The 22491-nt window shown below is 60.0% G+C and carries 22 protein-coding genes and 1 pseudogene; 18 read left to right on the forward strand and 5 right to left on the reverse strand.

Annotated features, from left to right (window positions below; genetic code table 11):
• Positions 1 to 541: 541 nt before the first annotated feature.
• From E4P00_RS26890 to E4P00_RS26925, 8 genes are read left to right on the forward strand one after another with little or no spacing between them, the layout of a single operon-like run.
• Complete coding sequence (locus E4P00_RS26890; RefSeq protein WP_228309650.1) at positions 542 to 1744, forward strand: PepSY domain-containing protein; 1203 nt, start codon at positions 542 to 544, stop codon at positions 1742 to 1744.
• Entirely contained in the window at positions 1741 to 2277 is a 537-nt protein-coding gene (locus E4P00_RS26895; protein ID WP_248133359.1) for a thiamine pyrophosphate-binding protein, read from the forward strand. Before E4P00_RS26890 ends, E4P00_RS26895 begins: the two co-directional genes overlap by 4 nt.
• Positions 2274 to 2597, forward strand: coding sequence for a hypothetical protein (locus E4P00_RS26900; protein WP_005786738.1), 324 nt, complete (start codon positions 2274 to 2276; stop codon positions 2595 to 2597). Before E4P00_RS26895 ends, E4P00_RS26900 begins: the two co-directional genes overlap by 4 nt.
• Positions 2594 to 3154 (forward strand): DUF6162 family protein, encoded by a 561-nt coding sequence (locus E4P00_RS26905; RefSeq protein ID WP_248133360.1) that lies wholly within the window; start codon positions 2594 to 2596, stop codon positions 3152 to 3154. Before E4P00_RS26900 ends, E4P00_RS26905 begins: the two co-directional genes overlap by 4 nt.
• 19 nt (positions 3155 to 3173) lie before the next feature.
• A complete protein-coding gene (locus E4P00_RS26910; protein ID WP_078820797.1) occupies positions 3174 to 4094 on the forward strand; it encodes a metal ABC transporter substrate-binding protein in 921 nt (306 codons plus the stop codon).
• Positions 4091 to 4837, forward strand: a complete 747-nt coding sequence (locus E4P00_RS26915) for a metal ABC transporter ATP-binding protein (protein WP_078820796.1) — start codon at positions 4091 to 4093, stop codon at positions 4835 to 4837. The genes E4P00_RS26910 and E4P00_RS26915 overlap by 4 nt, the downstream gene beginning before the upstream one ends.
• On the forward strand, positions 4834 to 5733 hold the full coding sequence (locus E4P00_RS26920) for a metal ABC transporter permease (RefSeq protein ID WP_005786732.1): 900 nt from the start codon (positions 4834 to 4836) through the stop codon (positions 5731 to 5733). Before E4P00_RS26915 ends, E4P00_RS26920 begins: the two co-directional genes overlap by 4 nt.
• Positions 5733 to 6695, forward strand: coding sequence for a zinc ABC transporter substrate-binding protein (locus tag E4P00_RS26925; protein ID WP_216090997.1), 963 nt, complete (start codon positions 5733 to 5735; stop codon positions 6693 to 6695). The genes E4P00_RS26920 and E4P00_RS26925 overlap by 1 nt, the downstream gene beginning before the upstream one ends.
• On the opposite strand, the gene E4P00_RS26930 is transcribed toward E4P00_RS26925, so the two are convergent.
• The gene (locus E4P00_RS26930) at positions 6676 to 7401 is read right to left on the reverse strand and encodes a UTRA domain-containing protein (RefSeq protein WP_032876981.1); all 726 of its coding nucleotides are present in this window, start codon (positions 7399 to 7401) and stop codon (positions 6676 to 6678) included. The genes E4P00_RS26925 and E4P00_RS26930 overlap by 20 nt on opposite strands.
• A 351-nt stretch (positions 7402 to 7752) precedes the next feature.
• Between E4P00_RS26930 and E4P00_RS26935 the strand changes: the two genes are divergently transcribed.
• The 8 genes and pseudogenes from E4P00_RS26935 to E4P00_RS26970 form a co-directional block, all read left to right on the forward strand.
• Positions 7753 to 8829, forward strand: coding sequence for an ABC transporter substrate-binding protein (locus E4P00_RS26935; RefSeq protein ID WP_005786727.1), 1077 nt, complete (start codon positions 7753 to 7755; stop codon positions 8827 to 8829).
• Positions 8830 to 9008: 179 nt separating this feature from the next.
• Positions 9009 to 9815 carry an alkaline phosphatase family protein gene (locus E4P00_RS26940; protein ID WP_248133361.1) on the forward strand — a complete coding sequence of 269 codons (807 nt, stop codon included), beginning with the start codon at positions 9009 to 9011 and terminating at the stop codon, positions 9813 to 9815.
• Between the two features lie 5 nt (positions 9816 to 9820).
• Entirely contained in the window at positions 9821 to 10657 is an 837-nt protein-coding gene (locus E4P00_RS26945) for an ABC transporter permease subunit (protein ID WP_177464543.1), read from the forward strand.
• Positions 10644 to 11444: an ABC transporter permease gene (locus tag E4P00_RS26950; protein WP_032876990.1), complete on the forward strand. Its 801-nt coding sequence runs from the start codon at positions 10644 to 10646 to the stop codon at positions 11442 to 11444. Before E4P00_RS26945 ends, E4P00_RS26950 begins: the two co-directional genes overlap by 14 nt.
• Positions 11441 to 12430 carry an ABC transporter ATP-binding protein gene (locus E4P00_RS26955; RefSeq protein WP_032876992.1) on the forward strand — a complete coding sequence of 330 codons (990 nt, stop codon included), beginning with the start codon at positions 11441 to 11443 and terminating at the stop codon, positions 12428 to 12430. Before E4P00_RS26950 ends, E4P00_RS26955 begins: the two co-directional genes overlap by 4 nt.
• Positions 12431 to 12463: 33 nt before the next feature.
• Positions 12464 to 13117 carry an HAD family hydrolase gene (locus E4P00_RS26960; protein ID WP_078820793.1) on the forward strand — a complete coding sequence of 218 codons (654 nt, stop codon included), beginning with the start codon at positions 12464 to 12466 and terminating at the stop codon, positions 13115 to 13117.
• 361 nt (positions 13118 to 13478) lie between these two features.
• A complete protein-coding gene (locus tag E4P00_RS26965) occupies positions 13479 to 15560 on the forward strand; it encodes a carboxy terminal-processing peptidase (RefSeq protein ID WP_228309648.1) in 2082 nt (693 codons plus the stop codon).
• A gap of 180 nt (positions 15561 to 15740) precedes the next feature.
• Positions 15741 to 16781, forward strand: a pseudogene (locus E4P00_RS26970) (GGDEF domain-containing protein); the annotation flags it as partial.
• Here E4P00_RS26970 and E4P00_RS26975 read toward each other — a convergent pair.
• From E4P00_RS26975 to E4P00_RS26990, 4 genes are all read right to left on the reverse strand, one after another.
• Positions 16778 to 17149: a hypothetical protein gene (locus E4P00_RS26975; RefSeq protein WP_005786715.1), complete on the reverse strand. Its 372-nt coding sequence runs from the start codon at positions 17147 to 17149 to the stop codon at positions 16778 to 16780. The pseudogene E4P00_RS26970 and the gene E4P00_RS26975 sit on opposite strands and share 4 nt — an antisense overlap.
• Positions 17146 to 17484 carry a helix-turn-helix transcriptional regulator gene (locus E4P00_RS26980; protein ID WP_078820792.1) on the reverse strand — a complete coding sequence of 113 codons (339 nt, stop codon included), beginning with the start codon at positions 17482 to 17484 and terminating at the stop codon, positions 17146 to 17148. The genes E4P00_RS26975 and E4P00_RS26980 overlap by 4 nt, the downstream gene beginning before the upstream one ends.
• A gap of 97 nt (positions 17485 to 17581) precedes the next feature.
• Positions 17582 to 18037, reverse strand: a complete 456-nt coding sequence (locus tag E4P00_RS26985) for a DUF1232 domain-containing protein (protein WP_005786711.1) — start codon at positions 18035 to 18037, stop codon at positions 17582 to 17584.
• 291 nt (positions 18038 to 18328) lie between these two features.
• A complete protein-coding gene (locus E4P00_RS26990; RefSeq protein ID WP_005786709.1) occupies positions 18329 to 19069 on the reverse strand; it encodes an FKBP-type peptidyl-prolyl cis-trans isomerase in 741 nt (246 codons plus the stop codon).
• Between the two features lie 247 nt (positions 19070 to 19316).
• Here E4P00_RS26990 and E4P00_RS26995 point away from each other — a divergent pair, with 247 nt between their 5' ends.
• Complete coding sequence (locus tag E4P00_RS26995; protein ID WP_148852238.1) at positions 19317 to 21125, forward strand: di-heme-cytochrome C peroxidase; 1809 nt, start codon at positions 19317 to 19319, stop codon at positions 21123 to 21125.
• A 29-nt stretch (positions 21126 to 21154) separates the two neighbouring features.
• Positions 21155 to 22288, forward strand: coding sequence for a catalase family protein (locus E4P00_RS27000; protein ID WP_248133362.1), 1134 nt, complete (start codon positions 21155 to 21157; stop codon positions 22286 to 22288).
• The last annotated feature ends 203 nt before the right edge of the window (positions 22289 to 22491 follow it).

Genomic DNA, 22491 nt, shown 5'->3' on the forward strand with positions numbered 1-22491 from the left:
CAAGTCCGCACCCACTAAAGCCGATACCCGCCAATGTGTCAATACAATAAACTTGTAATTTGTCTGGAATTAACCTGCACCCGCGCCAACACCCTTTAATGACAAGGGGGGGCTTTCGTTCAAGCCAAGCTATTTGAAAAACAAATAATACTGAAAGCAACGCGCGCCGCTGTTATAGAGAGCGTTATTTCTACTTATATAACTACGTAGCCGCACTTCCGCTGAGCCAGGGGTTGGGCGCGAGGCAGTGGCGCTCAAATGCATGGCTGATGACGAAATCACCCAGCGGCATGATCACGTCCCTGGAGGTCAGGCCCGGCCTCACGCAAGCCGCTGAACGCCTGCGGGCTGGTGTATTGCGTGTTCGATCAGCTCTCAAATGCGGCCTGAATGTGAACCTGAAACATTTTCTTTCATATGCGCCTTAGGGATTTCTCATTCTCATTCGTCTTAATTTAGATACAGCCCGTCGCGTCAGCAAAAGCTACGACTGGCCTTTTCCGGGCTTTCATTGCCCCCTTCGCTCAAGACCCTCATTCATATGTCGAAGAAGTCACGCTCCAAACTCTGGTTTCTCGTACATAGCTGGCTGGCGTTGCCCATCTGGTTCTTTGTACTGATCGTCTGTGTCACCGGCACCCTGGCCGTGGTGAGCCAGGAAATCGTGTGGCTGGCCAACCCGGATATCCGTGCGAGCAAGCCGTCGGATGACGCCCAGCCACTGAGCTTTGACCAGGTGATCGCGGCCATCAAGCGCGATGAGCCCAAGGCAATCGTCCAGTCCATCATTCGCCCGGATGAGTCGCACTTCGCCCTGAGCGTCGGCCTCAGCTACCCGGATGGGCGCTCGGTGGACGTCTACGCCAACCCCTATACCGGAGCGATCCAGGGCATCAGCCCCTCGTTCAACTTCCAGCAATTTACCCGCGCGCTGCATGGCTGGTGGCTGGTGCCGTTCACCAATGGGTACAGCTGGGGCTGGTACCTGGTATCCGCGCTGGGCTTGCCACTGCTTGCCTCGCTGATCACCGGGCTGGTGGTGTACAAACGCTTCTGGAAAGGTTTCCTGCGCCCTACCCTGCGTATCCGACACGGTGCGCGGATCTTCTGGGGCGACTTTCACCGCCTGAGCGGCATCTGGTCCATCTGGTTTATCGCGGTCATTTCAATCACCGGCACCTGGTTCCTGATCGAGGCGGCCTTGAGCGACAACCAGATATCCATTTCCAGTGAGCCCATCGTGCCGGTGATTGCCCGTGAAAAGGTGCCATTGTCGGCGTCGGGCGTCCCGGCACCGATGATCCCTATCGATAAGGCCATCGACATCGCCGCCGAAAAAATCCCAGGGCTGGACGCCAGCTTCGTGTTCATGCCAAGCAACGCGTACAGCCACCTGCAAATCGGCGGGCGCGGCTGGTACCCGTTGATGTTCCAGACCGCGCAACTGAACCCCTATGACGGTGAAATTGCCGTCTCGAACCTGTTGTCCGACCGCACCCCCCTGGAGTTCGTCACCGAGTCGATGCGCCCGTTGCACACCGGTGACTTCGGCGGCTTGTGGATCAAGTTGATCTGGGCCTTCTTCGGCCTGGTGCTGAGCATGATGGTATTGAGCGGCTTGCTGATCTGGACCAAGCGCACGGCCCTGGCCACCCTCAATGCCCTCAAGCGCGAAGCCAAGACGCAACGTCAGCCCGCTTCTATCCCGGCCATGCAGGCCAAAACCTCGGAGGCACAGCGATGAGCAAGGTCGCGACCGCACCGCCATCCCCCCTGCGCGCCTTCTGGCTGAAATGGCGTTTTCACATCAATGTTCTGCTGTTGCTGATACCGCTGGGGTTCATGCCCAAGTACTTCGCCGACGCCGCACTGTTTCGCGGGGATACCGGCATCGGCGAGCGCGTAGCCGGGCAAGTGCAAGTCGGCCCCTGGAGCCTGACCCTGGCCGAGTTCCGCAATGAAGGCCCGAGCCCAAACCCGGCCGGGCCGATGAAATTCTTCAACGCCGCCCTGTGTGACACCTGCGCCAACGAAGTCAAGGCCACCTACCTGCGTATCGGTAAACCCCGCAGCCTGCGCGCCGCCGGGGTGATCTTCTTCGGTACGCCATACCGCATGGGCGCCGCCCTGCCAGTGCCGGAACGCACACCGGTGGACGCCGAAGTCTGGGTGACCATGGAAGGCTGGGACGGCAGCATGCACCAGGGTTCCATCCCGCTGAACCAGGCTTCGCCTGCCACCATTGCCTGGCTGAACAAGCAAGGAGTCAAACCATGACGTTCAAGCGCCTGACCCGCGCCGCACTGTTACTGTGCGCCGGCTTGAGTACCACCGCCTTTGCCCACAACCCGATGTGCGAATGCAAGGAAATCCCCGGCGAGCAGATCCAGTGCAAGGGCGGCTTTTCCGACGGCAGTGGCGCACCCGGCGTGACGCTGGATGTGATCGGCTACGACGAAACCATCCTGGTGCCCGGCAAGCTCGGTGAAGATTCGACCCTGACCTTCAAGAAGCCCGCAGCCGAGTTCTATGTGCTGTTTGATGCAGGCCCCGGCCACGTGGTGGAAATCGACCAAGCGGATATCCAGGCGCAATGAGTACCACACAGGTTGTACGCCCCGCCGGTGCCGGCCATGAAACGCTCTATGTGTTGCTGCTGTGTCTGCTCATCCTGGCGGTGGCGAGTACGGTCGTGGCGCTGCACGGTGAAACCCAGGAAATTGCGGCGCTGCCAAGCCACCAGTTGGACGCCCGCCGTGACCTGAGCGCCGCCGAGCAAGGCATCTACGCCGACCTGCGGGTGACTCTGGATGAAATCCACTTGTTGCAGCAGGAGCAAAGCGCCCTGCCGACACCTGAGCAACTGGCCGACGAAGGCTTCGCCCCCTTTGCCCAGGATGCCAGCTCGGTCAGCCGTGGTGGCCATCGCTGGCAGTTACTCCCCTCGGCAGCCTACCTGGGCTTGAGCCAGGCACCGGCCACCAGCGGCTCGCTGCTGATGCGCGTGCAGGGCGACGAGCCGGATATCTGGCTCAACCGCAGCGTCAATCTTGCCGCCCCCGCCGACCTCACTGACCAGGCACTGATCGCAGCCGGCTGGCAGCAAGTGGTTGCGCAATTCGATGCCGGCGTGACCCGCCAGCATCGTCACTGAACGAGAAGACCGATTGCCCATGTCTATTTCATCACCCCTGTTGCGCCTGTTAGTGGTCAGCTTCCTCAGCCTGCTGCTCGCTCCCCTGGTGAATGCCGAAGCAGCGAAACGCCTGCGTATCGGCATCACCCTCCACCCCTACTACAGCTACGTGGCCAATATCGTCGGCGACAAGGCCGAAGTGGTACCGCTGATCCCGGCCGGCTTCAATCCACACGCCTACGAGCCCCGCGCCGACGACATCAAGCGCATCGGTACCCTGGACGTGATCGTGCTCAACGGGGTTGGCCATGACGACTTCGCCGACCGCATGATCGCCACCAGCGAGCGCCCGGACATCAAGGTGATCGAGGCCAACGCCAACGTGCCGCTGCTGGCGGCCACCGGCAATGCCGCGCGCGGTGCGGGCAAGGTGGTCAACCCGCACACCTTCCTGTCGATCAGTGCATCGATTGCCCAGGTCAACAACATCGCCCGCGAGTTGGGCAAGCTCGATCCGGACAACGCCAAAACCTACACCCAGAACGCCCGCGCCTATGGCAAGCGCCTGCGCCAGATGCGCGCCGACGCCCTGGCCAAGCTGACCAGCGCCCCCAACCCGGACCTGCGCGTTGCCACGGTGCACGCAGCCTACGACTATCTGTTGCGCGAGTTCGGCCTGGAAGTCACCGCAGTGGTAGAACCGGCCCATGGTATCGAGCCAAGCCCCAGCCAGTTGAAGAAAACCATCGATGAACTGCGCGCCCTGGATGTGAAGGTGATCTTTTCGGAGATGGATTTCCCGTCCACCTACGTCGAGACCATCCAGCGTGAATCCGGGGTCAAGCTGTACCCGCTGTCGCATATTTCCTATGGCGACTACAGCGCTGAAAAATACGAAGTGGAAATGACCGGCAACCTCAACACCGTGGTCCGCGCAATCCAGGAGTCAGGGGCATGACCGCGGCGCAACAACTGAACGCCGTCAGCGTCGGCCCGACCCTGAACTTCGACCAGGTCTCGCTGACCCTGGGGCGCACCGTGATCCTCGATGACGTGAATTTCCAGGTACAGCCAGGCAGCATCCATGCGCTGGTCGGTCCGAATGGCGGCGGCAAAAGCTCGCTGATCAAGACCCTGCTCGGCCAAACGCCCCACCAGGGCCGTTTAAGCCTGGAGTGGCCGGCCGCGCCCGGCACCATTGGCTACGTGCCTCAGGCGCTGGAGTTCGACCGCGGCCTGCCGATGACCGTCGACGATTTCATGGCTGCCATGTGCCAACGGCGGCCTGCGTTCCTTGGCCTGTCCCGGCATTACGCAGCGGCGATCGGTGACGCACTTGAGCGCGTCGGCATGCACGACAAACGCAAGCGTCGCATGGGCGCGTTGTCCGGCGGTGAACGCCAGCGCGTGCTGCTAGCCCAGGGCCTGATCCCTGCACCGCAACTGCTGGTGCTGGACGAACCCATGTCGGCCCTTGATGAAGCCGGCATCCAGGTGTTCGAACGGCTGCTCAATGATTGGCGCCTGGCCGGGATCACCGTGCTGTGGATCGAGCACGACCTGGAAGCCGTCGGCCGCCTGGCTGACCGTGTCACCGGCCTGAACCGCCGCGTGCTGTTCGACGCCACGCCAAAAGAGGCGCTGACCCCAGACCGCCTGCTGACCCTGTTCTCCACTCACCCGCGGAGCCCGGCGCAATGAGTTATGAAGCCTTTCGCTTGATGGTCCAGGGCTGGGCGTCTTCCGGTTACCTGCCGGAAGCCCTGGCCTACGGGTTTGTGGTCAACGCCCTGCTCGCCGGCTTGCTGATCGGCCCGGTACTGGGCGGCCTGGGTACCCTGGTGGTGGTCAAGCGCTTTGCGTTTTTCTCCGAAGCGGTCGGCCATGCTGCGCTGACCGGCGTGGCCGTAGGCATCCTGCTGGGCGAACCCTACACCGGGCCCTATGGCAGCCTGTTCGGCTACTGCCTGCTGTTCGGCATCCTGCTCAACTACCTGCGCAATCGTACCGGCCTGGCGCCGGATACCTTGATCGGCGTGTTCCTGTCGGTGTCGCTGGCGCTGGGCGCCAGCCTGCTGCTGATCCTGGCCGGCAAGATCAACGTGCATATCCTCGAAAACGTTTTGTTTGGCTCGGTACTGACGGTCAACGGCAATGACTTGCTGGTACTGGCAATCGTCGGTTCGCTGGTCATGGCCCTGGCATTGCCACTGTACAACCGCATCATGCTCGCCAGCTTCAACCCGCAACTGGCAGCGGTGCGCGGTGTGGCGGTGAAGACGCTGGACTACCTGTTCGTGATCCTGGTGACGCTGATCACCGTGGCTGCGGTCAAGGTGATCGGCGCGATCCTGGTCGGTGCGCTGCTGGTGATCCCTGCCGCCGCGGCGCGCCTGTTGAGCCAATCGCTCAAGGGCTTCTTCTGGGTCTCGGTGCTGATCGCCACTGTGAGTACCCTGTGCGGCATCCTGCTGCCGATCATCTTCGACCTGCCGATCCCGTCCGGCGCCGCAATCATTCTGGTTGCCGGTATCGCCTTCGCCTTCGCCGCCATCGCCCGCGGCACCGTGCCCAGCCTCAAAGGGAATCTTGGATAATGCGCACTGTCTTTCGCCCAATGGCCCTGGCCATCGCTTGCTTGATCAGTACATCGGCACTGGCTGCCGTTGATGGTTTTGACCCGAAGGAATTCAAGGCCAATCACGGCCTCGGCCATGCCGCGCTGACCAAGGCCAAGTCGGTCAAACCGGTCAAGGTGCTGGCCTCGCTGCCCATTACCTACGGTTTGGCCGAAGTGCTGCTCAAGGATACCGACGTGCAACTTGAACGCGCCGCGCCAGCCAACCTACCTGGCTCGCGGCAGGTGTCCTACTTCACCGGCCGCGGCGCGGCGGCACTCAACACCTTGGCGCAGGACGCCGACGCCGCCATCGGCTTGCGCTCGCTGTGGGCCGATGATCCGCTGTACCCCGTGGCACGGCGCAGCAATATCCGCATCGTTGAAGTGGACGCTGCACGCCCGGTGGACGGTGGCTTGCCGGGCATTGCGGTACAACCGGGTGTCACCGATGGCCTCAACAGCCAACCCTGGCAATCGAGCAACAATCTGGGCCGTATGGCCGATGTATTGGCCGCCGACCTGAGCCGTCTCGCCCCAGGCGCCAAACCAAAGATCGATACCAACCTGGCGGCACTCAAACAACGCCTGCTCAAGCTCACCGCCGACAGCGAGGCGCGCCTGGCCAAGGCCGATAACCTGAGTGTGGTCAGCTTGAGCGATCACTTTGCCTATTTGATCAGCAGCTTGAACCTGGAACTGGTCAGCACCGATGCTCGCCCAGACGCAGACTGGACGCCTGAAGCGCTGCAAAAACTCAGTGCGCAGCTCAAGGACAACGAAGTGGCGGTGGTGTTGCACCATCGTCAGCCGAGTGAAGTGGTAAAAGCAGCTGTCACTGCAGGTGGCTCCACACTGCTGGTGTTGAATGTGGACGGCGCCGAACCGGTGACAGAGTTGCAAACCAATGTGGATCAGGTGATCAAGGCGCTGACGCCATAACGTCTACCCCCACATGAATCGCATCATGGCGCCAGAACTCCAGGTCGCAGTCGATCAAACGCTGGTGCTGGTCATAGTTGACCCGGGCGATGCGCAAGCCCGGGCTGCCCACCGAGACGCGCAGCGCAGCGGCCGCTTCCACCGGCAGTGAGGTCGGCACAATCTCGAAACGCACCCGCCCGTAGTGCAAGTCATATTTGCTGGCATACAGCTCAGTCATCGACTGATTCAAATCACACGCCAGGATCCCCGGAAAATACTGCGGGTTCAGGTAGTGCTCCACGTACAACACCAGGCGTCCGTCAATCCTGCGGCCCCGGCAAATCTGGATCACGCTCGACAACGCCGGCAACTGCAACCACGCGCACACCGCCGCCGACGCCGGTTGCAAGCGTGCGGAAATGACCTGCGTGGAAGCCTCGCGCCCCTGGTCGCTGACCATCGCGTGAAAGTGGCTGCGCTGCATCAGGTTATAGGCCAGCCGCGGTGGCGAGACGAACCAGCCCCGGCGCTCTTCGCGATAAATCTGCCCTTGGGCCTCCAGTTGTAACAAGGCTTCCCGCACGGTAATGCGGGTGGTACCAAACAACTCGCTGAGCTTGCGCTCGGCGGGCAATTTGCTGGCTGGCGGCAACAAGCCGTGGTCGATCTGCTCTTGCAGTGCCAGACCGATGGAGGTTACCGCCTTGATTGCCTCATCCCGCATCAACTTTACCTATCTGGACTAGACCAGCACCGTTCAGGTGCACAAATCGCGCTCTATCTGGGCTTTTGCTGCTGCGAGCCAGCCTAGGCATTACAGATGACCGACAGATGACAGCCGGTATCCACCGCCTGCACCACACCCTGCAATACATCGGCCAAGTCCAGGGCCTGCGGGCTGTTGGGCATGGTCTACGCTAAGTCTGAACTGAGCGACACCCGTGCTTCAAAAACGACATCGACATGAAACTGTCATCCATCGGGCCTAAATTGGCTCAGGTATTGCTGACCTAGACCACACCCTCGCCAACGTTCGTATAAGACGCCGCGTGTAAAACGCCCAAAGGAGCTTCGGATGAAACAGCTTTTCCTGGCATCACTGTTAGGCTCGACCATTGCCATGTGCACCGCCGCCATGGCCGCTGATACCGATCTAAAAACACTGGAAGCCGCCGCCAAGGCGGAAGGCGCCGTCAACAGCGTCGGCATGCCCGATGATTGGGCCAACTGGAAAGGCACCTGGGAAGACCTGGCCAAGACCTACGGCCTCAAGCACATCGACACCGACATGAGTTCGGCCCAGGAAATCGCCAAGTTCAAAGCCGAAAAAGACAACGCCAGTGCCGATATCGGTGACGTGGGCGCAGCCTTCGGCCCGATCGCGGTGAAGCAGGAAGTCACCCAGCCATACAAACCCTCCACCTGGGCGCAGGTTCCGGATTGGGCAAAAGACAAGGACGGTCACTGGGCCCTGGCCTATACCGGCACCATCGCGTTTATCGTCAACAAAAAACTGCTGCACGGCTCCGAAGTCCCGACCAGTTGGGCCGACCTGCAAACCGGCAAATACAAGGTGTCGGTGGGTGATGTAAGCACCGCAGCCCAAGCCTCCAATGCGGTACTCGCCGCCGCTATCGCCAACAAGGGCGACGAGAAAAACATCGCACCGGGCCTGCAGTTTTTCACCAGGATCGCCCAGCAAGGTCGCCTCTCACTGTCCAACCCGACCATCGCCACCATGGAAAAAGGCGAAGTCGAAGTTGGCATTGTCTGGGACTTCAACGGCCTGAGCTACAAAGCCAAGATGGCCAACCCGGATGACTACGTGGTGCTGATTCCATCGGATGGCTCGGTGAAATCGGGCTACACCACCATCATCAACAAATACGCCAAGCACCCGAACGCCGCCAAGCTGACCCGCGAATACATCTTCAGCGATGCCGGCCAACTCAACCTGGCCAAGGGCAATGCGCGTCCGATCCGTGCGGAAACCGACCTGAAGCTGCCGGCCGATATCGCCAAGAACCTGATCCCGGGCGAGCAATACACCAAGGCCAACCCGCAGCCGATCAAAGATGCCGATGCCTGGGAAGCGACGTCCAAGAAGCTTCCGCAGATGTGGAACGAGCAGGTCATCGTAGAGATGAAGTAATCGGTCTCTCTGATCGAAGTGCGGTCAGTGTGGGAGCTGGCTTGCCTGCGATAGCGGTCTGACATTCAACATTGGTGTCCACTGATACACCGCCATCGCAGGCAAGCCAGCTCCCACATTTGATCCGGTTTCAACCGAAAAAACGATATCTGCCCATCTGTCGCGGAGCCCCAGCCCCCATGAAGCACACTGTCATCCTTGTCGTGCTCGACGGCCTGAACTTCGAGGTCGCCCAGCACGCCATGGGACACTTGCAGGCCTACGTCGGCGCAGGACGCGCAGCCCTCTACAAACTGGAATGCGAACTGCCCGCCCTGTCCCGCCCGTTGTATGAATGCATCCTTACCGGCGTGCCACCGATTGACAGCGGCATTGTCCATAACAACGTCTCGCGCCTATCCAACCAGCGCAGCATTTTCCACTACGCCACCGATGCTTGCTTGGCCACAGCAGCGGCGGCTTACCATTGGGTCAGCGAGTTATATAACCGCACGCCCTTTGTCGCCGCGCGTGATCGCCACACCGACAACAAGGCACTGGCGATCCAGCACGGGCATTTCTACTGGACTGACCACTATCCGGATTCCCATCTGTTCGCCGATGCCGAGAGCCTGCGGCTCAAGCACGCGCCCAACTTTTTGCTGGTGCATCCGATGAATATCGACGATGCCGGCCACAAGCATGGCCTCGACACCGCGCAATACCGCAACAGCGCCCGTTCGGCCGACATTATCCTGGCCGACTACCTGCAAGGCTGGCTCGACGCCGGCTACCAGGTGCTGGTCACGGCCGACCACGGCATGAACAACGACCGCTCTCACAACGGCCTATTGCCGCAAGAGCGCGAAGTGCCGCTGTTTGTCCTCGGTGACGCCTTCAGCCTGGATGCTGACGCCGCGCCGAAACAAACCGATCTGTGCGGTACCGTCTGCGAGCTGCTTGGCGTGCCGCACGACAAACCGGTGTGCCGGGAGTTGCTCAAGTGAATTCGATGACCCGCGGCAAATGGCTGGCCCTGCTGTGCCTGGTGCCCTTCGCACTGTTCTTTATCGTGTTCGAGATCGCGCCGCTGGTATGGGTGCTGATCAACAGCCTGCAAACCGAAGAGGCCGGTTGGGGCCTGGAAAACTTCACACGGATCTTCAGTTCGAAGTTCTACCGGCAGGCGATTCAGTTCAGCCTGGAGATCAGTTTCTACTCCAGCATCTTCGGCATCGTCATCGCCACCTTGGGCAGTTATTCGTTGCGCCGGGTGGATTCGCCGCTGCGCAACTTCGTCACGGCCTTTGCCAACATGACCAGCAACTTCTCCGGCGTGCCCCTGGCCTTCGCGTTCATCATCCTGCTGGGCTTCAACGGCAGCATCACCATCATGCTCAAGCAGGCCGGGATCATTCAGGACTTCAACCTGTACTCCAAGACCGGCTTGATCATCCTCTACACCTACTTCCAGATTCCTCTTGGTGTGCTGTTGCTCTACCCGGCCTTTGATGCATTGCGCGAAGACTGGCGTGAGTCGGCTGCGCTGCTCGGCGCCAATGGCTGGCAGTTCTGGCGACATATCGGCTTGCCGGTGCTCACCCCTGCCCTGCTTGGCACTTTCGTAATCCTGTTGGCCAACGCCCTTGGCGCCTACGCCACGGTCTACGCCCTGACCACCGGCAACTTCAACGTGCTGCCGATCCGCATCGCGGGGCTGGTCTCTGGTGATGTGTCGCTGGACCCGAACATGGCCAGCGCCCTGGCCGTGGTACTGGTGGCGCTGATGACGGTGGTCACCGTGGTCCATCAACTGCTGCTCAAGAGGAGCTACCATGTCTCGCGCTGATGCCGGCCCGGCCTCCCTCTACCATCGGGTAGTGGTGTACCTGCTGTTCCTTATTCTGGTACTGCCGCTGATCGGCACCTTTGTCTACTCGATCTCCAGCAGTTGGTCGGCGACTATCCTGCCCGCCGGATTCAGCGTGAAATGGTACGTACAGCTGTGGAGCGACCCGCGCTTTCTGATGGCGTTCGGGCAATCGTTGCTGGTATGTGTGGGCGCGTTGATCCTTTCGGTGGTATTGATTTTGCCGCTGCTGTTCGTGGTGCATTACCACTTTCCCAAGCTTGATGCGCTGATGAACATTCTGATTCTGCTGCCCTTCGCGGTGCCGCCGGTGGTGTCTTCAGTCGGTTTGCTGCAACTGTACGGTTCCGGGCCGTTGGCGATGGTGGGTACGCCGTGGATTCTGATCGGCTGCTACTTCACCGTGGCGCTGCCGTTCATGTACCGGGCGATCACCAACAACCTGCAAGCCATCAACCTGCGCGACCTGATGGACGCCTCGCAACTGCTCGGCGCCAGCACCTGGCAAGCGGCGATCCTGGTGGTGCTGCCTAACCTGCGCAAAGGCCTGATGGTGGCATTGCTGTTGTCGTTCTCGTTCCTGTTCGGTGAGTTCGTGTTCGCCAACATCCTCGTCGGCACGCGCTACGAGACCCTGCAGGTGTACCTCAACAACATGCGCAACAGCAGCGGCCACTTCACCAGTGCCGTTGTGATCTCCTATTTCTTCTTTGTGCTGGTGCTGACCTGGGCCGCCAATATCTTGAACAAGGACAAAAGCCAATGAGCTTCGTCAGCGTCCAACATCTGCAAAAAAGCTACACCGGCACGCCAGTGTTCAGCGATATCAACTGTGAAATCGCCAAGGGCGAGTTCGTCACCCTGCTCGGCCCGTCCGGTTGCGGCAAGTCCACCCTGCTGCGTTGCATCGCGGGGTTAACCTCGGTAGACAGCGGCACAATCCTGCTGGATGGGCAGGACATCGTGCCCCTGAGCCCGCAGAAACGTCAGATCGGCATGGTGTTCCAGAGCTACGCGCTGTTCCCCAACATGACCGTGGAGCAGAACGTCGCGTTCGGCCTGCGCATGCAAAAGGTCAACGCCGACGACAGCCACAAGCGCGTGCAGGAAGTGCTGCAATTGGTTGAGCTAACGGAACTGGCCGGCCGCTATCCGCACCAGATGTCCGGCGGCCAGTGCCAGCGCGTCGCCCTCGCCCGCTCCCTGGTGACCCGCCCGCGCCTACTGTTGCTCGATGAACCGCTGTCGGCATTGGATGCACGTATTCGCAAGCACTTGCGCGAACAGATCCGCCAGATCCAGCGCGAACTGGGGCTGACCACGATTTTCGTGACCCATGACCAGGAAGAAGCCCTGACCATGTCCGACCGCATCTTTTTGATGAACCAGGGCAAGATCGTGCAGAGCGGCGATGCCGAAACCCTCTATACCGCCCCGGTGGATGTGTTTGCCGCCGGTTTTATCGGCAACTACAACCTGCTCGATGCCGACAAGGCCAGCCAGTTGTTGCAACGGCCAATCAAGGGGCGCATTGCCATTCGCCCCGAGGCCATCGAGTTGAGCCGCAGCGGCGAGCTCGATGCGCTGGTGCGCAGCCACAGCTTGCTGGGTAACGTGATTCGCTACCGCATCGAAGCCCGTGGCGTGGAATTGGTGGTCGACGTACTCAATCGCTCGGCCGACGACCTGCACCCGGACGGCCAGCGCCTGGCACTTTCCATCGACCCCAGCGCCCTGTGTGAAGTAGCCTGACAGGCAGCGACCTATTGAGAGAGAACATGACGGATGGCATTGGTAATTTTTGATCTGGACGACACCCTGATCCACGGCGACTGCGCCACCCTGTGGAGCGAACAGATGGGCCGCCTGGGCTGGGTAGACCCTGAGTCGTTCATGCGCAGGAACAACGAATTGATGGACGCCTACAGCCGAGGCGAGTTGCGCATGGAAGACTTCATGGACTTCAGCCTGGAGCCGATGATCGGCCGCACCCCGGAAGAAATCGAGCATCTGGTGGAGCCGTGGGTTGAGGACGTGATCGAGCCGCTGATCTATAGCGACGCCACCAAGACCATCGCCCGCCACCGTGCGAATGGCGACCGGATCCTGGTGATTTCCGCCTCGGGCACTCACCTGGTCACGCCGATTGCGGCGCGTATCGGTATTGAAGAAGTGTTGGGGATTAACCTGGACGTCGGCCACGGCGTGTACAGCGGCAGCACCGTAGGCGTGCTGACCTATCGTGAAGGCAAGATCACGCGCCTGCTGGAATGGCTGGAGCAGGAAGGAGAAACGCTGGAGGGGGCGTATTTCTACTCGGATTCGCGCAATGACTTGCCGCTGCTGCTCAAGGTGGATCACCCGCAGATAGTGAACCCGGACCCGGTGTTGCGCGCCCATGCCGAACAGGCCGGCTGGCCGATCCACCACTGGACCTGAATCAATAGAGATCAACCTGTGGGAGCTGGCTTGCCTGCGATAGCGGTGCAACAGTGAAGAATTCTTCATCTGGTGCACCGCTATCGCAGGCAAGCCAGCTCCCACACTGACTGCATTTCAATCCAGGATTCGGTCAGGCTGTTGGCAATATGGACTACATCGAATGTAGGACTGGGTTCTTCTAACCCTCCACATGCCCCTCAACGCCTTGCAATGCTTTCACAGTGCCTCCATAGTGAGTCTGGACTGAGCCCGTAGCAGTAGCGTCGGGCTTTTTGCATTATGCGACCGGACCATATGGAACCGGCTCCCTCAAAGACGGCCTAATATGCGTTATCAATTGCCCCCGCGTCGAATCAGCATGAAGCATCTGTTCCCCAGCACCGCCCTCGCTTTTTTCATTGGTCTCGGCTTCGCGTCGATGTCGACCAATACGTTCGCAGCCAATAGCTGGGACAACCTTCAGCCTGATCGCGATGAGGTGATTGCCAGCCTTAACGTTGTCGAGTTGCTCAAGCGCCATCACTACAGCAAGCCGCCGCTGGACGACGCTCGCTCGGTGATCATCTACGACAGCTACCTCAAGCTGCTGGATCCGTCGCGCAGCTACTTCCTGGCCAGCGATATCGCTGAGTTCGACAAGTGGAAGACGCAGTTCGACGACTTCCTCAAAGGCGGCGACCTGCAGCCCGGCTTCACCATCTACAAGCGTTACCTGGACCGCGTCAAAGCGCGTCTGGACTTCGCCCTGGGTGAGCTGAACAAAGGCATCGACAAGCTCGACTTCACCCAGAAGGAAACCCTTCTGGTGGATCGCAAGGATGCCCCTTGGCTGACCAGCACGGCAGCGCTGGACGACCTGTGGCGCAAACGCGTCAAGGACGAAGTGCTGCGCTTGAAGATCGCCGGCAAAGAGCCCAAGGCCATTCAGGAACTGTTGACCAAGCGCTACAAGAATCAGTTGGCGCGCCTGGACCAGACCCGTGCCGAAGATATCTTCCAGGCCTACATCAACACCTTCGCGATGTCCTACGACCCGCACACCAATTATCTGTCGCCGGATAACGCGGAAAACTTTGATATCAACATGAGTCTGTCCCTGGAAGGCATTGGTGCCGTCCTGCAAAGCGACAATGACCAGGTCAAGATCGTACGTTTGGTACCGGCAGGTCCGGCGGACAAGACCAAGCAGGTCGCCCCGGCAGACAAGATCATTGGCGTGGCCCAGGCCGACAAAGAGATGGTCGATGTGGTCGGCTGGCGCCTGGACGAAGTGGTCAAGCTGATCCGTGGCCCCAAAGGCAGCGTGGTGCGCCTGGAAGTGATTCCGCACACCAACGCACCGAACGACCAGACCAGCAAGATCGTGTCAATCACCCGTGAAGCGGTGAAGCTCGAAGACCAGGCGGTGCAGAAGAAAGTCCTCAACCTCAAGCAGGATGGCAAGGACTACAAGCTGGGCGTGATTGAGATCCCGGCCTTCTACCTGGACTTCAAGGCGTTCCGTGCCGGTGACCCGGACTACAAGTCCACCACCCGCGACGTGAAGAAGATCCTGACGGAACTGCAGAAAGAAAAAGTCGACGGCGTGGTCATCGACCTGCGCAACAACGGTGGCGGCTCCCTGCAAGAAGCCACCGAGCTGACCAGCCTGTTTATCGACAAAGGCCCAACCGTGTTGGTCCGCAATGCTGATGGGCGTGTCGACGTGTTGGAAGACGAGAACCCGGGCGCCTTCTACAAGGGGCCGATGGCGTTGCTGGTCAACCGTCTCTCGGCCTCGGCTTCAGAGATTTTCGCCGGCGCCATGCAGGACTATCACCGTGCGCTGATCATCGGCGGCCAGACTTTCGGCAAGGGCACCGTGCAGACCATTCAGCCGCTGAACCATGGCGAGCTGAAACTGACGCTGGCCAAGTTCTACCGGGTTTCCGGGCAGAGCACCCAGCATCAGGGCGTGCTGCCGGATATCGATTTCCCGTCGATTATCGACACCAAGGAAATCGGCGAAAGCGCACTGCCTGAAGCCATGCCATGGGACACCATCCGCCCTGCGATCAAGCCGGCGTCGGATCCGTTCAAGCCGTTCCTGACGCAGTTGAAGGCAGACCACGACACCCGCTCTGCCAAGGATGCCGAGTTCGTGTTTATCCGCGACAAGCTGGCCCTGGCCAAGAAGCTGATGGAAGAGAAAACCGTCAGCCTCAACGAAGCGGATCGCCGTGCACAGCACTCCAGCATCGAGAATCAGCAATTGGTGCTGGAAAACACTCGCCGCAAAGCCAAGGGTGAAGATCCGCTCAAAGAGCTGAAGAAAGAAGATGAAGATGCCTTGCCGACCGAAGCGGATAAAACCAAACCGGAAGATGATGCCTACTTGGCCGAGACTGGCCGGATCCTCCTCGACTACCTGAAGATCACCAAGCAGGTGGCCAAGCAGTAAATGATGGCAATTTAATGTGACCGCTCCACGCAGTGTCATCATATAGACATCATTCTGTCGTGAAATGAAAGGACCGCAGGCTTAACGCCTGCGGTCCTTTTTTTTCGATCGAGATCGCCATGACCGTGACCGAACCGCTGAATGCATTGGGCTCAATCCTGGCTCAAGGCAGTTTGCACACCGCAGGAAGCGCGCCTGATGTTGCCCAAGCCGGATAACACCACGACTGCCCTCAGCGATGAAGGCAGTGACCTCAGCGCCCTGCTGAACGAACAGCCAGCGGTGGATCAAGACACCGCCACGGCTCAAGTGCTGGAAGCGTTCCATCACCAGGCCAATCTCAATTCACTGGCGGTGCTGGATGGCGGCGGTCGCCCGATTGGAATTGTGCACCGACACTCGCTGTCGGACGCGCTGCTCAAGCCGTTCGCGACCGACTTGTTTGCGCGCAAACCGATCAGCCGATTGATGAGCGATGATTTCCTGGCGGTGGAGTTGAGCCAGTCCTTGCAACAGGTCAGCCGTTTATTGACCAGCCGCGCACGGCAGCGCATCGAAGAAGATTTCATCATCACGTTGAACGGTGACTATCTGGGCCTGGGCCGGGTGATCGACGTGCTCAAGCTGATCACCGAACTGAAAATCCAGCAGGCGCGCTACGCCAACCCGCTGACTTTGCTGCCAGGCAACGTACCGATCCAGCAATGCCTGGCTCGGCTGTTGCAGCAACAGCGCGAGTCGCTGATCTGTTATGTGGATATCGACAGTTTCAAGCCGTTCAACGATATCTACGGCTACGGGCGTGGGGATGAAGTGCTGCTGTGCCTGGCGCAATGCCTGAACGACCAGGTAGACCCCTGCCGCGACTTTGTCGGGCATATTGGCGGCGATGACTTTTTGCTGGTGCTGGGCCCGCAGGATTGGCGCAAGCGGCTCAACCAGTTGCTGGACGACTTCCATACCCAATGCCGACGCTTTTACCGCGCCGAGCACGTGGATGCTGGTTGCTTCGTGTCACTCAACCGTCAGGGCGTGCGCCAGGAGTTCGCCTTGCTATCGCTGTCTATCGGTGTGGTGCATCTGTATCCACAGGCCTGTGCGCAACTCGATGCCAGCCAGTTGGCAGAACTGGCCTCGCAAGCCAAGCACCATGCCAAGGACGTGGCCGGCTACAGCATCCATGTGATCGACAGCCTGGACATGTACTCAGCAGCGCTTTAAGCCTCGGCGGACTCCGGGTATTCGTACTCGAACACCCGCACCACTTCCGAAGCGTGCCAGGACGCAGCCGCCACGCCATCGGAGGGTCCACTGAAGCGCCCTAGACGCTCCACACACTCAAAGAACCCGGTACGTGGCAGGCGGCTGGCACCCTGGCTGATCACCAGGGAACTGCGCAGCGGCTGCTCGGCCTTGGCATCCAGCGCCGCCAGGTGCTCCAGGGCAGCCGCCAGGGTCTGCATGGCTGGCGTCGGAAATTGCAGGCGCTCAAGCAGCGCCCGGTACGTCAACAAATGGCGCTGGCGACGCGCCTGATCCAATTCGTTGAGCAACCCATCCCAGTGTTGACGGCTGATACGTAGGCTCAAGACTCATCCCTCCAACCTGCCACGCCCAATTCCCAGGCCAGGCTGCGGCGAATTGCGGCATCCGGCTGGCGTTCACCACTTTCAATCAAACCAAGGTACGAGGGGCTGATCCCCACCGTGCGTGCCAGGGTCTCGATAGCCAGGCCCTTGGCTTCACGCAGGCCGCGCAGGTCTGCGAGCGGGCGCAGGTCCTGGTCGATGGCGGTAGAGGCGGCAGGAGAAGAAGCGGGTGTAGGTGGCTGCTGACCGGCAGCTCTTAGCAGTGCCTGGTACTGGTCCCATGGCAACACCGCATATTCGGGTGCGCCATCGCGTGAAATGATCTGAATATCCATGACTGCCCCGTAGGATAAAAACACTTACTAAGTAAGTTCTTTCCTTAGAAGTGTAATCCTAACAGCCGCGAAGGTCGCTGGGGGATCCCCGGCATCATTAGTTTTTTTGTGGGTTTTCCTGGGCCAGCAGCTCAGGCGTTGCAGGGAGGCGCTCAACCACCGCGAGTTTTTCCGGGCGTTGCGCATCCCGCCAGGCGCGAAAGGCGCTCAGTTCGCCGCTCAGGGTCTTCATGACCCATGCCAGCACCGCGATGTCGTCGAACATGCCGAACATCGGGATGAAGTCCGGGATCGCGTCAATCGGGCTCAGAAAGTACATCAACCCCGCCACCACCGAGATCAACGCCTTGGGGCTGATCGCTCGGTATTCGCCGCGCCAGTAAGCCAGGCAAAGGGCTTGGAGCAATTTGAGATCATCCTTGAGCTGGCCCAGGCGATTGCCCTGGCTTGAGCCTTTGGCCGCAACGGCAAACAGCAAGGTCGGCAAACGTCCACGGCCCAGCAGGCGCGCGGCCATGGGCAGAAAGCGGGTGAAATTGAAGGGTGGTTTCATCAGGCACTCCAGTTCCAGGCGAGGTAAAAGGTTATCCACACAAATTGTGGATAACCTTGTGAACAGAGCCTGTTTTATCAGCTGAAAGCCACGGTCTATAAGGCTTACAGTCAGATCGGGCGTTTTTTGCGCACATAAAAAAAACCCAAGATTTCATTGACTTGGCCTGTATGTGCGGCTACCCGTGCTCGAGTCTTACATCAGACTGCGCGCAATGCTGCGGGTTCTATCGGATTTACCCAGAAACAACAACGCCCCGTCGAGACGGGGCGTTGTGTGTTCAGGCGCCGATTACTTCTTGGCGGCTGGTGCAGCAGGTGCGTCAGCAGCTTCTGCCTTGGCTGGGTCCTTGATGCCCAGCAGTTCCAGGTCGAATACCAGCACGGAGTTGGCTGGAATCGCCGGGCTCGGGCTCTGGGCGCCGTAGGCCAGGTCGGACGGGATGTACAGCTCGACCTTCTCGCCAACGTGCATCAGTTGCAGGCCTTCGACCCAACCCGGGATCACGCCGCTGACCGGCAGGTCAATCGGGCTGCCGCGATCCACGGAGCTGTCAAAGGTGGTGCCGTTGGTGAGCTTGCCGGTGTAGTGAACAGTCACCACGTCGGTTGGCTTGGGCTGTGCGCCGTCGGCCTTCTTCACGATCTTGTACTGCAGACCGGAAGCGGTGGTGACGACGCCGTCTTTCTTGGCGTTGTCTTCGAGGAATTTCTTGCCGGCAGCTGCCGACTCTTCGCTCATTTTGGTCATGCGCTCTTCGGCACGCTTTTGCAGCGCGGCGAAGGCTTCAACCAGCTCGTCATCTTTGAGCTTCTGCTCTTTCTTGCCGACAGCATCTTCGATGCCTTGGGCTACCGCTTTGGAGTCCAGGTCATCCATGCCTTCTTGGGCAAGGCTCTTGCCCATGTTCAGGCCGATGCCGTAGGAAGCTTTTTGCGCCGGGGTTTTCAGCTCTACGCTGGTCTGCGAATCACAACCCGCAAGTACCAGGCTAACCAGGGCCACCGCCGCCGCCAACCGATGCTGTTTCATGCTATTTCCTTGTTCATGCGCCAAAAGGGCATTCGAATAAAGTCGCGAGCTTATCAGGCGGCCACGACCAATGGCTACCGGCATGTGAGCAGGAAACTTCTGATAAGTTCACGTGTTTAAAAGCATTTCCATTTATCATGGGGCACCGCGACGGATCGCGGGACCGCCTGCCAGCAGGCTCATCGCTACTTGCCGCACCTGTGGCGCAGTGGCATAACAACGCGACAATTCGACAAGGATAGTTATCTTGCGCACTTTTTCCCGTGTTTTACTCCTGATACTGATCGCCCTGGGCCTGATTCTGGCCGTGGTGCTCTATTACACCCTCAACCCCAAGCTACCGGACTACGTGCCAGTAAAGCAGGTGCACTACCAGGATCAATGGAGTGCCGCTGACCGTCAGACCTACTACTTCACGCCCCAGGGCACCCAGGTAAAGGGCCTGCACTACGATTGGTTCACGGCCCTGGAGCTGCCGTTCTCCGAGCAACGCTTTGCCGCGCCGGAGTACCTGGCGCGCTTTGGTTTTCTGGTCGACCCCAAGCAAGTGCCCACCCCGCAAAACCCTGGCAACCTGCCGGTAGGTTTTGCCCGACACCAGAACGCCGACAGCCAGGTTCAATACCTGGATATCACCTGTGCGGCCTGCCACACCGGTCAATTGCACTTCAAGGGCCAGGCCCTGCGTATCGACGGTGGCTCGGCGCAACACGTGCTGCCCTCCAGCGTACCCACCTTGCGGGGCGGCAGTTTTGGCCAAGCCCTGGTCGCCAGCCTTGCCGCTACGTATTACAACCCGTGGAAGTTCGAGCGCTTCGCCCGCAAAGTCCTGGGTGATCAGTACGATACCCAGCACAATCAGCTGCGCCAGGACTTCAAACAATCGCTGAACCAGTTCCTCAAAGTCGCCTGGAATGATACCCATCGCGGCCTCTATCCCACCGAAGAAGGCCCCGGTCGTACTGACGCCTTCGGGCGCATCGCCAATGCCAGCTTTGGCGACGCTATTTCCCCCGACAATTATCGTGTCGCCAATGCCCCAGTGGACTACCCGCAGTTGTGGGATATCTGGACATTCGACTGGGTGCAGTGGAATGGCTCGGCTCAGCAGCCCATGGCGCGCAATATCGGTGAAGCCCTTGGTGTAGGCGCAACCCTGGCCTTCTTCGACAGTGCCGGCCAACCGCTCCAGGGCGACGCTCGCTACCCGTCCAGCGTACGCGTGCGGGACCTGCACCTGATCGAAGAAACCCTGCAACGCCTCAAGCCGCCAACCTGGCCGGAGGACTTGTTCGGCGCCATCGACAAACCCCTCGCCGCCCAAGGCCGAGCACTCTTCGCCGAAAACTGTGCTGGCTGCCATATACCCGCGGTCACCGAGGAAAATGGCCGCCCGGTGCAGCAGTTGAAAATGCTGCCGGTGGACTACATCGGCACCGACCCCGGCACCGCCAGCAACATTGCCGACCAGCGTTATGACCTCAGCGCCCTGCAATGGGACCCGGCCGAACTGGCCCAACTCAATGTTGAACTACACCCTGCGCCCACCGCGCCACTGGATCTGAAAAAAATGTCCGTGGCCCAGGGGCTGGCCTACGTCACCGCCTTTGTCGAAGAACATGCCTACCGCGCTGCTGGCGTGACCCCGGCCGAGCGCCCGAGCCTGGACGGGTTCGGCCTGCCGATTGGCGTGCGCGAATTGCGTGCCTATAAAGCGCGACCACTGGCAGGCGTATGGGCTACCCCGCCGTTCCTGCACAACGGTTCGGTGCCGACGATCTACCAACTGCTTTCGCCCCAGGACGAACGCAGCACCACCTTCTATAAAGGCACGTTCAACTACGATCCACGCCATCTGGGTTTTGAAACCGCCTCGTTCAAGAATGCCTTCCTGTTCGATACCCGAATCACCGGCAATCACAACAGCGGCCACGAATTCCGCGCAGGCGCGCGGGGCAATGGCGTCATTGGCCGTGGCTTGCTGCCCCAGGAGCGCTGGGCGCTGCTCGAGTACCTCAAAGTACTGGGCGGCCCGCTGGAGCACCAACTGCCATGATTATTCGATCACAAAACAAGGAACGTTCCATGCTCGCTCGTCTCTGGCTGCGTCTCGGCGCTTTTCTCGGCAAGACCCTGTTGTGGCTGGTGGGCGTTGGGCTGTTGGGGTGGCTACTGGCGACCGTATGGTTCGCCTGGCAGCACAGTGGCCCGGTGTCAGCGGATGAACAGATCCCGCCGGGTGAAGCAGCGATGACCCAAGGCATCATCCAGACCGCCGTACGCATCGTTGACCAGCACCGCGAAGGCACTCGCTACCTGCGCGATGCCCATGCCAAGGCCCATGGTTGCGTGAAAGCCGAGGTCAGCGTTCTGGCGGATCTCGACCCGGCCTTGCGCCAGGGGGTGTTCGCAGAGGCGGGCAAGACCTGGCAGGCGACGATGCGCCTGTCCAACGGCAACGCCTACCCGCAATTCGACAGCATCCGCGATGCCCGCGGCATGGCGATCAAGCTATTGGATGTGCCGGGCAAGCAATTGATGGCCGACCAGCAAGCCCGCACCGAGCAGGATTTCGTGATGTTCAGCCACCCGAATTTCTTTGTCAGCGATGTCGCCGAATACGCGCAGAACATCGGCGCGCAAGCGGATGGCAAGAAGGTCCTGGCGTTCTTTCCCAAGCTCGACCCGCGCAGTTGGCAAGTGCGCCACCTGTTTATCGCCCTGGCAACGCTGGCGCCCGCACCGGCCAGCCCGACGCAGACGACTTACTTTTCAGTGTCGCCCTACAAGTTTGGCGCGGCCAACGCCAAGTTTCGCGTCGCGCCCGACCCGCAAAGCTGTCCGGATTATGCGCTGCCCAAACAGAACCAGGCCCTGCCGAACTTCCTGCGCAGCGCCCTCAATCAGCAACTGTCCACCGACCGCGTAGCGGCCTGTTTCGTGCTGCAGATCCAACGGCAGAACCCGCAAAAGTTCATGCCCATCGAAGACACCAGCATCGAATGGAAAGAAAGCGATGCGCCGTATGAAACCGTGGCCAAGGTCAGGATTCCTGCCCAGGATTTCGACACGCCGGCGCAGAACCTGGCCTGCGATAACCAGTCGTTCAACCCTTGGTTCGGTGTGGAAGCACACCGCCCCATCGGCGGCATCAACCGGTTGCGAAAGGCGGTGTATGAAGCGGTCAGCGACTACCGTCACAGCCGCAATACGCCGTAGCGGCCGTTGCGCGTAAAGAGCGCGTAACAATGGGCCCGGCGCCGTAAGGTTTGCGTCGGGTCTATTGAAGCCAGGAAGCCGAGGCCCTAGCGTGATCGTCAACTCAAATCTACGCAGGAAATCACCGTGGAAAGCTCAACTCTCGGCATGCTCGTGCTTTCAATAATTGCAGTGTTCGGCACTGCGTCGTTTATTTTCGAACA

Source organism: Pseudomonas sp. B329 (genome assembly GCF_023127835.1).
Taxonomy (GTDB): domain Bacteria; phylum Pseudomonadota; class Gammaproteobacteria; order Pseudomonadales; family Pseudomonadaceae; genus Aquipseudomonas; species Aquipseudomonas synxantha_A.

Bases quoted from the DNA above. Each gene is read 5' to 3' on its own strand.
- E4P00_RS26890 (WP_228309650.1), top strand. From the start codon at position 542: ATGTCGAAGAAGTCACGCTCCAAACTCTGGTTTCTCGTACATAGCTGG.
- E4P00_RS26895 (WP_248133359.1), top strand. From the start codon at position 1,741: ATGAGCAAGGTCGCGACCGCACCGCCATCCCCCCTGCGCGCCTTCTGG.
- E4P00_RS26900 (WP_005786738.1), top strand. From the start codon at position 2,274: ATGACGTTCAAGCGCCTGACCCGCGCCGCACTGTTACTGTGCGCCGGC.
- E4P00_RS26905 (WP_248133360.1), top strand. From the start codon at position 2,594: ATGAGTACCACACAGGTTGTACGCCCCGCCGGTGCCGGCCATGAAACG.
- E4P00_RS26910 (WP_078820797.1), top strand. From the start codon at position 3,174: ATGTCTATTTCATCACCCCTGTTGCGCCTGTTAGTGGTCAGCTTCCTC.
- E4P00_RS26915 (WP_078820796.1), top strand. From the start codon at position 4,091: ATGACCGCGGCGCAACAACTGAACGCCGTCAGCGTCGGCCCGACCCTG.
- E4P00_RS26920 (WP_005786732.1), top strand. From the start codon at position 4,834: ATGAGTTATGAAGCCTTTCGCTTGATGGTCCAGGGCTGGGCGTCTTCC.
- E4P00_RS26925 (WP_216090997.1), top strand. From the start codon at position 5,733: ATGCGCACTGTCTTTCGCCCAATGGCCCTGGCCATCGCTTGCTTGATC.
- E4P00_RS26930 (WP_032876981.1), bottom strand. From the start codon at position 7,401: ATGCGGGATGAGGCAATCAAGGCGGTAACCTCCATCGGTCTGGCACTG.
- E4P00_RS26935 (WP_005786727.1), top strand. From the start codon at position 7,753: ATGAAACAGCTTTTCCTGGCATCACTGTTAGGCTCGACCATTGCCATG.
- E4P00_RS26940 (WP_248133361.1), top strand. From the start codon at position 9,009: ATGAAGCACACTGTCATCCTTGTCGTGCTCGACGGCCTGAACTTCGAG.
- E4P00_RS26945 (WP_177464543.1), top strand. From the start codon at position 9,821: ATGACCCGCGGCAAATGGCTGGCCCTGCTGTGCCTGGTGCCCTTCGCA.
- E4P00_RS26950 (WP_032876990.1), top strand. From the start codon at position 10,644: ATGTCTCGCGCTGATGCCGGCCCGGCCTCCCTCTACCATCGGGTAGTG.
- E4P00_RS26955 (WP_032876992.1), top strand. From the start codon at position 11,441: ATGAGCTTCGTCAGCGTCCAACATCTGCAAAAAAGCTACACCGGCACG.
- E4P00_RS26960 (WP_078820793.1), top strand. From the start codon at position 12,464: ATGGCATTGGTAATTTTTGATCTGGACGACACCCTGATCCACGGCGAC.
- E4P00_RS26965 (WP_228309648.1), top strand. From the start codon at position 13,479: ATGAAGCATCTGTTCCCCAGCACCGCCCTCGCTTTTTTCATTGGTCTC.
- E4P00_RS26980 (WP_078820792.1), bottom strand. From the start codon at position 17,484: ATGGATATTCAGATCATTTCACGCGATGGCGCACCCGAATATGCGGTG.
- E4P00_RS26985 (WP_005786711.1), bottom strand. From the start codon at position 18,037: ATGAAACCACCCTTCAATTTCACCCGCTTTCTGCCCATGGCCGCGCGC.
- E4P00_RS26990 (WP_005786709.1), bottom strand. From the start codon at position 19,069: ATGAAACAGCATCGGTTGGCGGCGGCGGTGGCCCTGGTTAGCCTGGTA.
- E4P00_RS27000 (WP_248133362.1), top strand. From the start codon at position 21,155: ATGCTCGCTCGTCTCTGGCTGCGTCTCGGCGCTTTTCTCGGCAAGACC.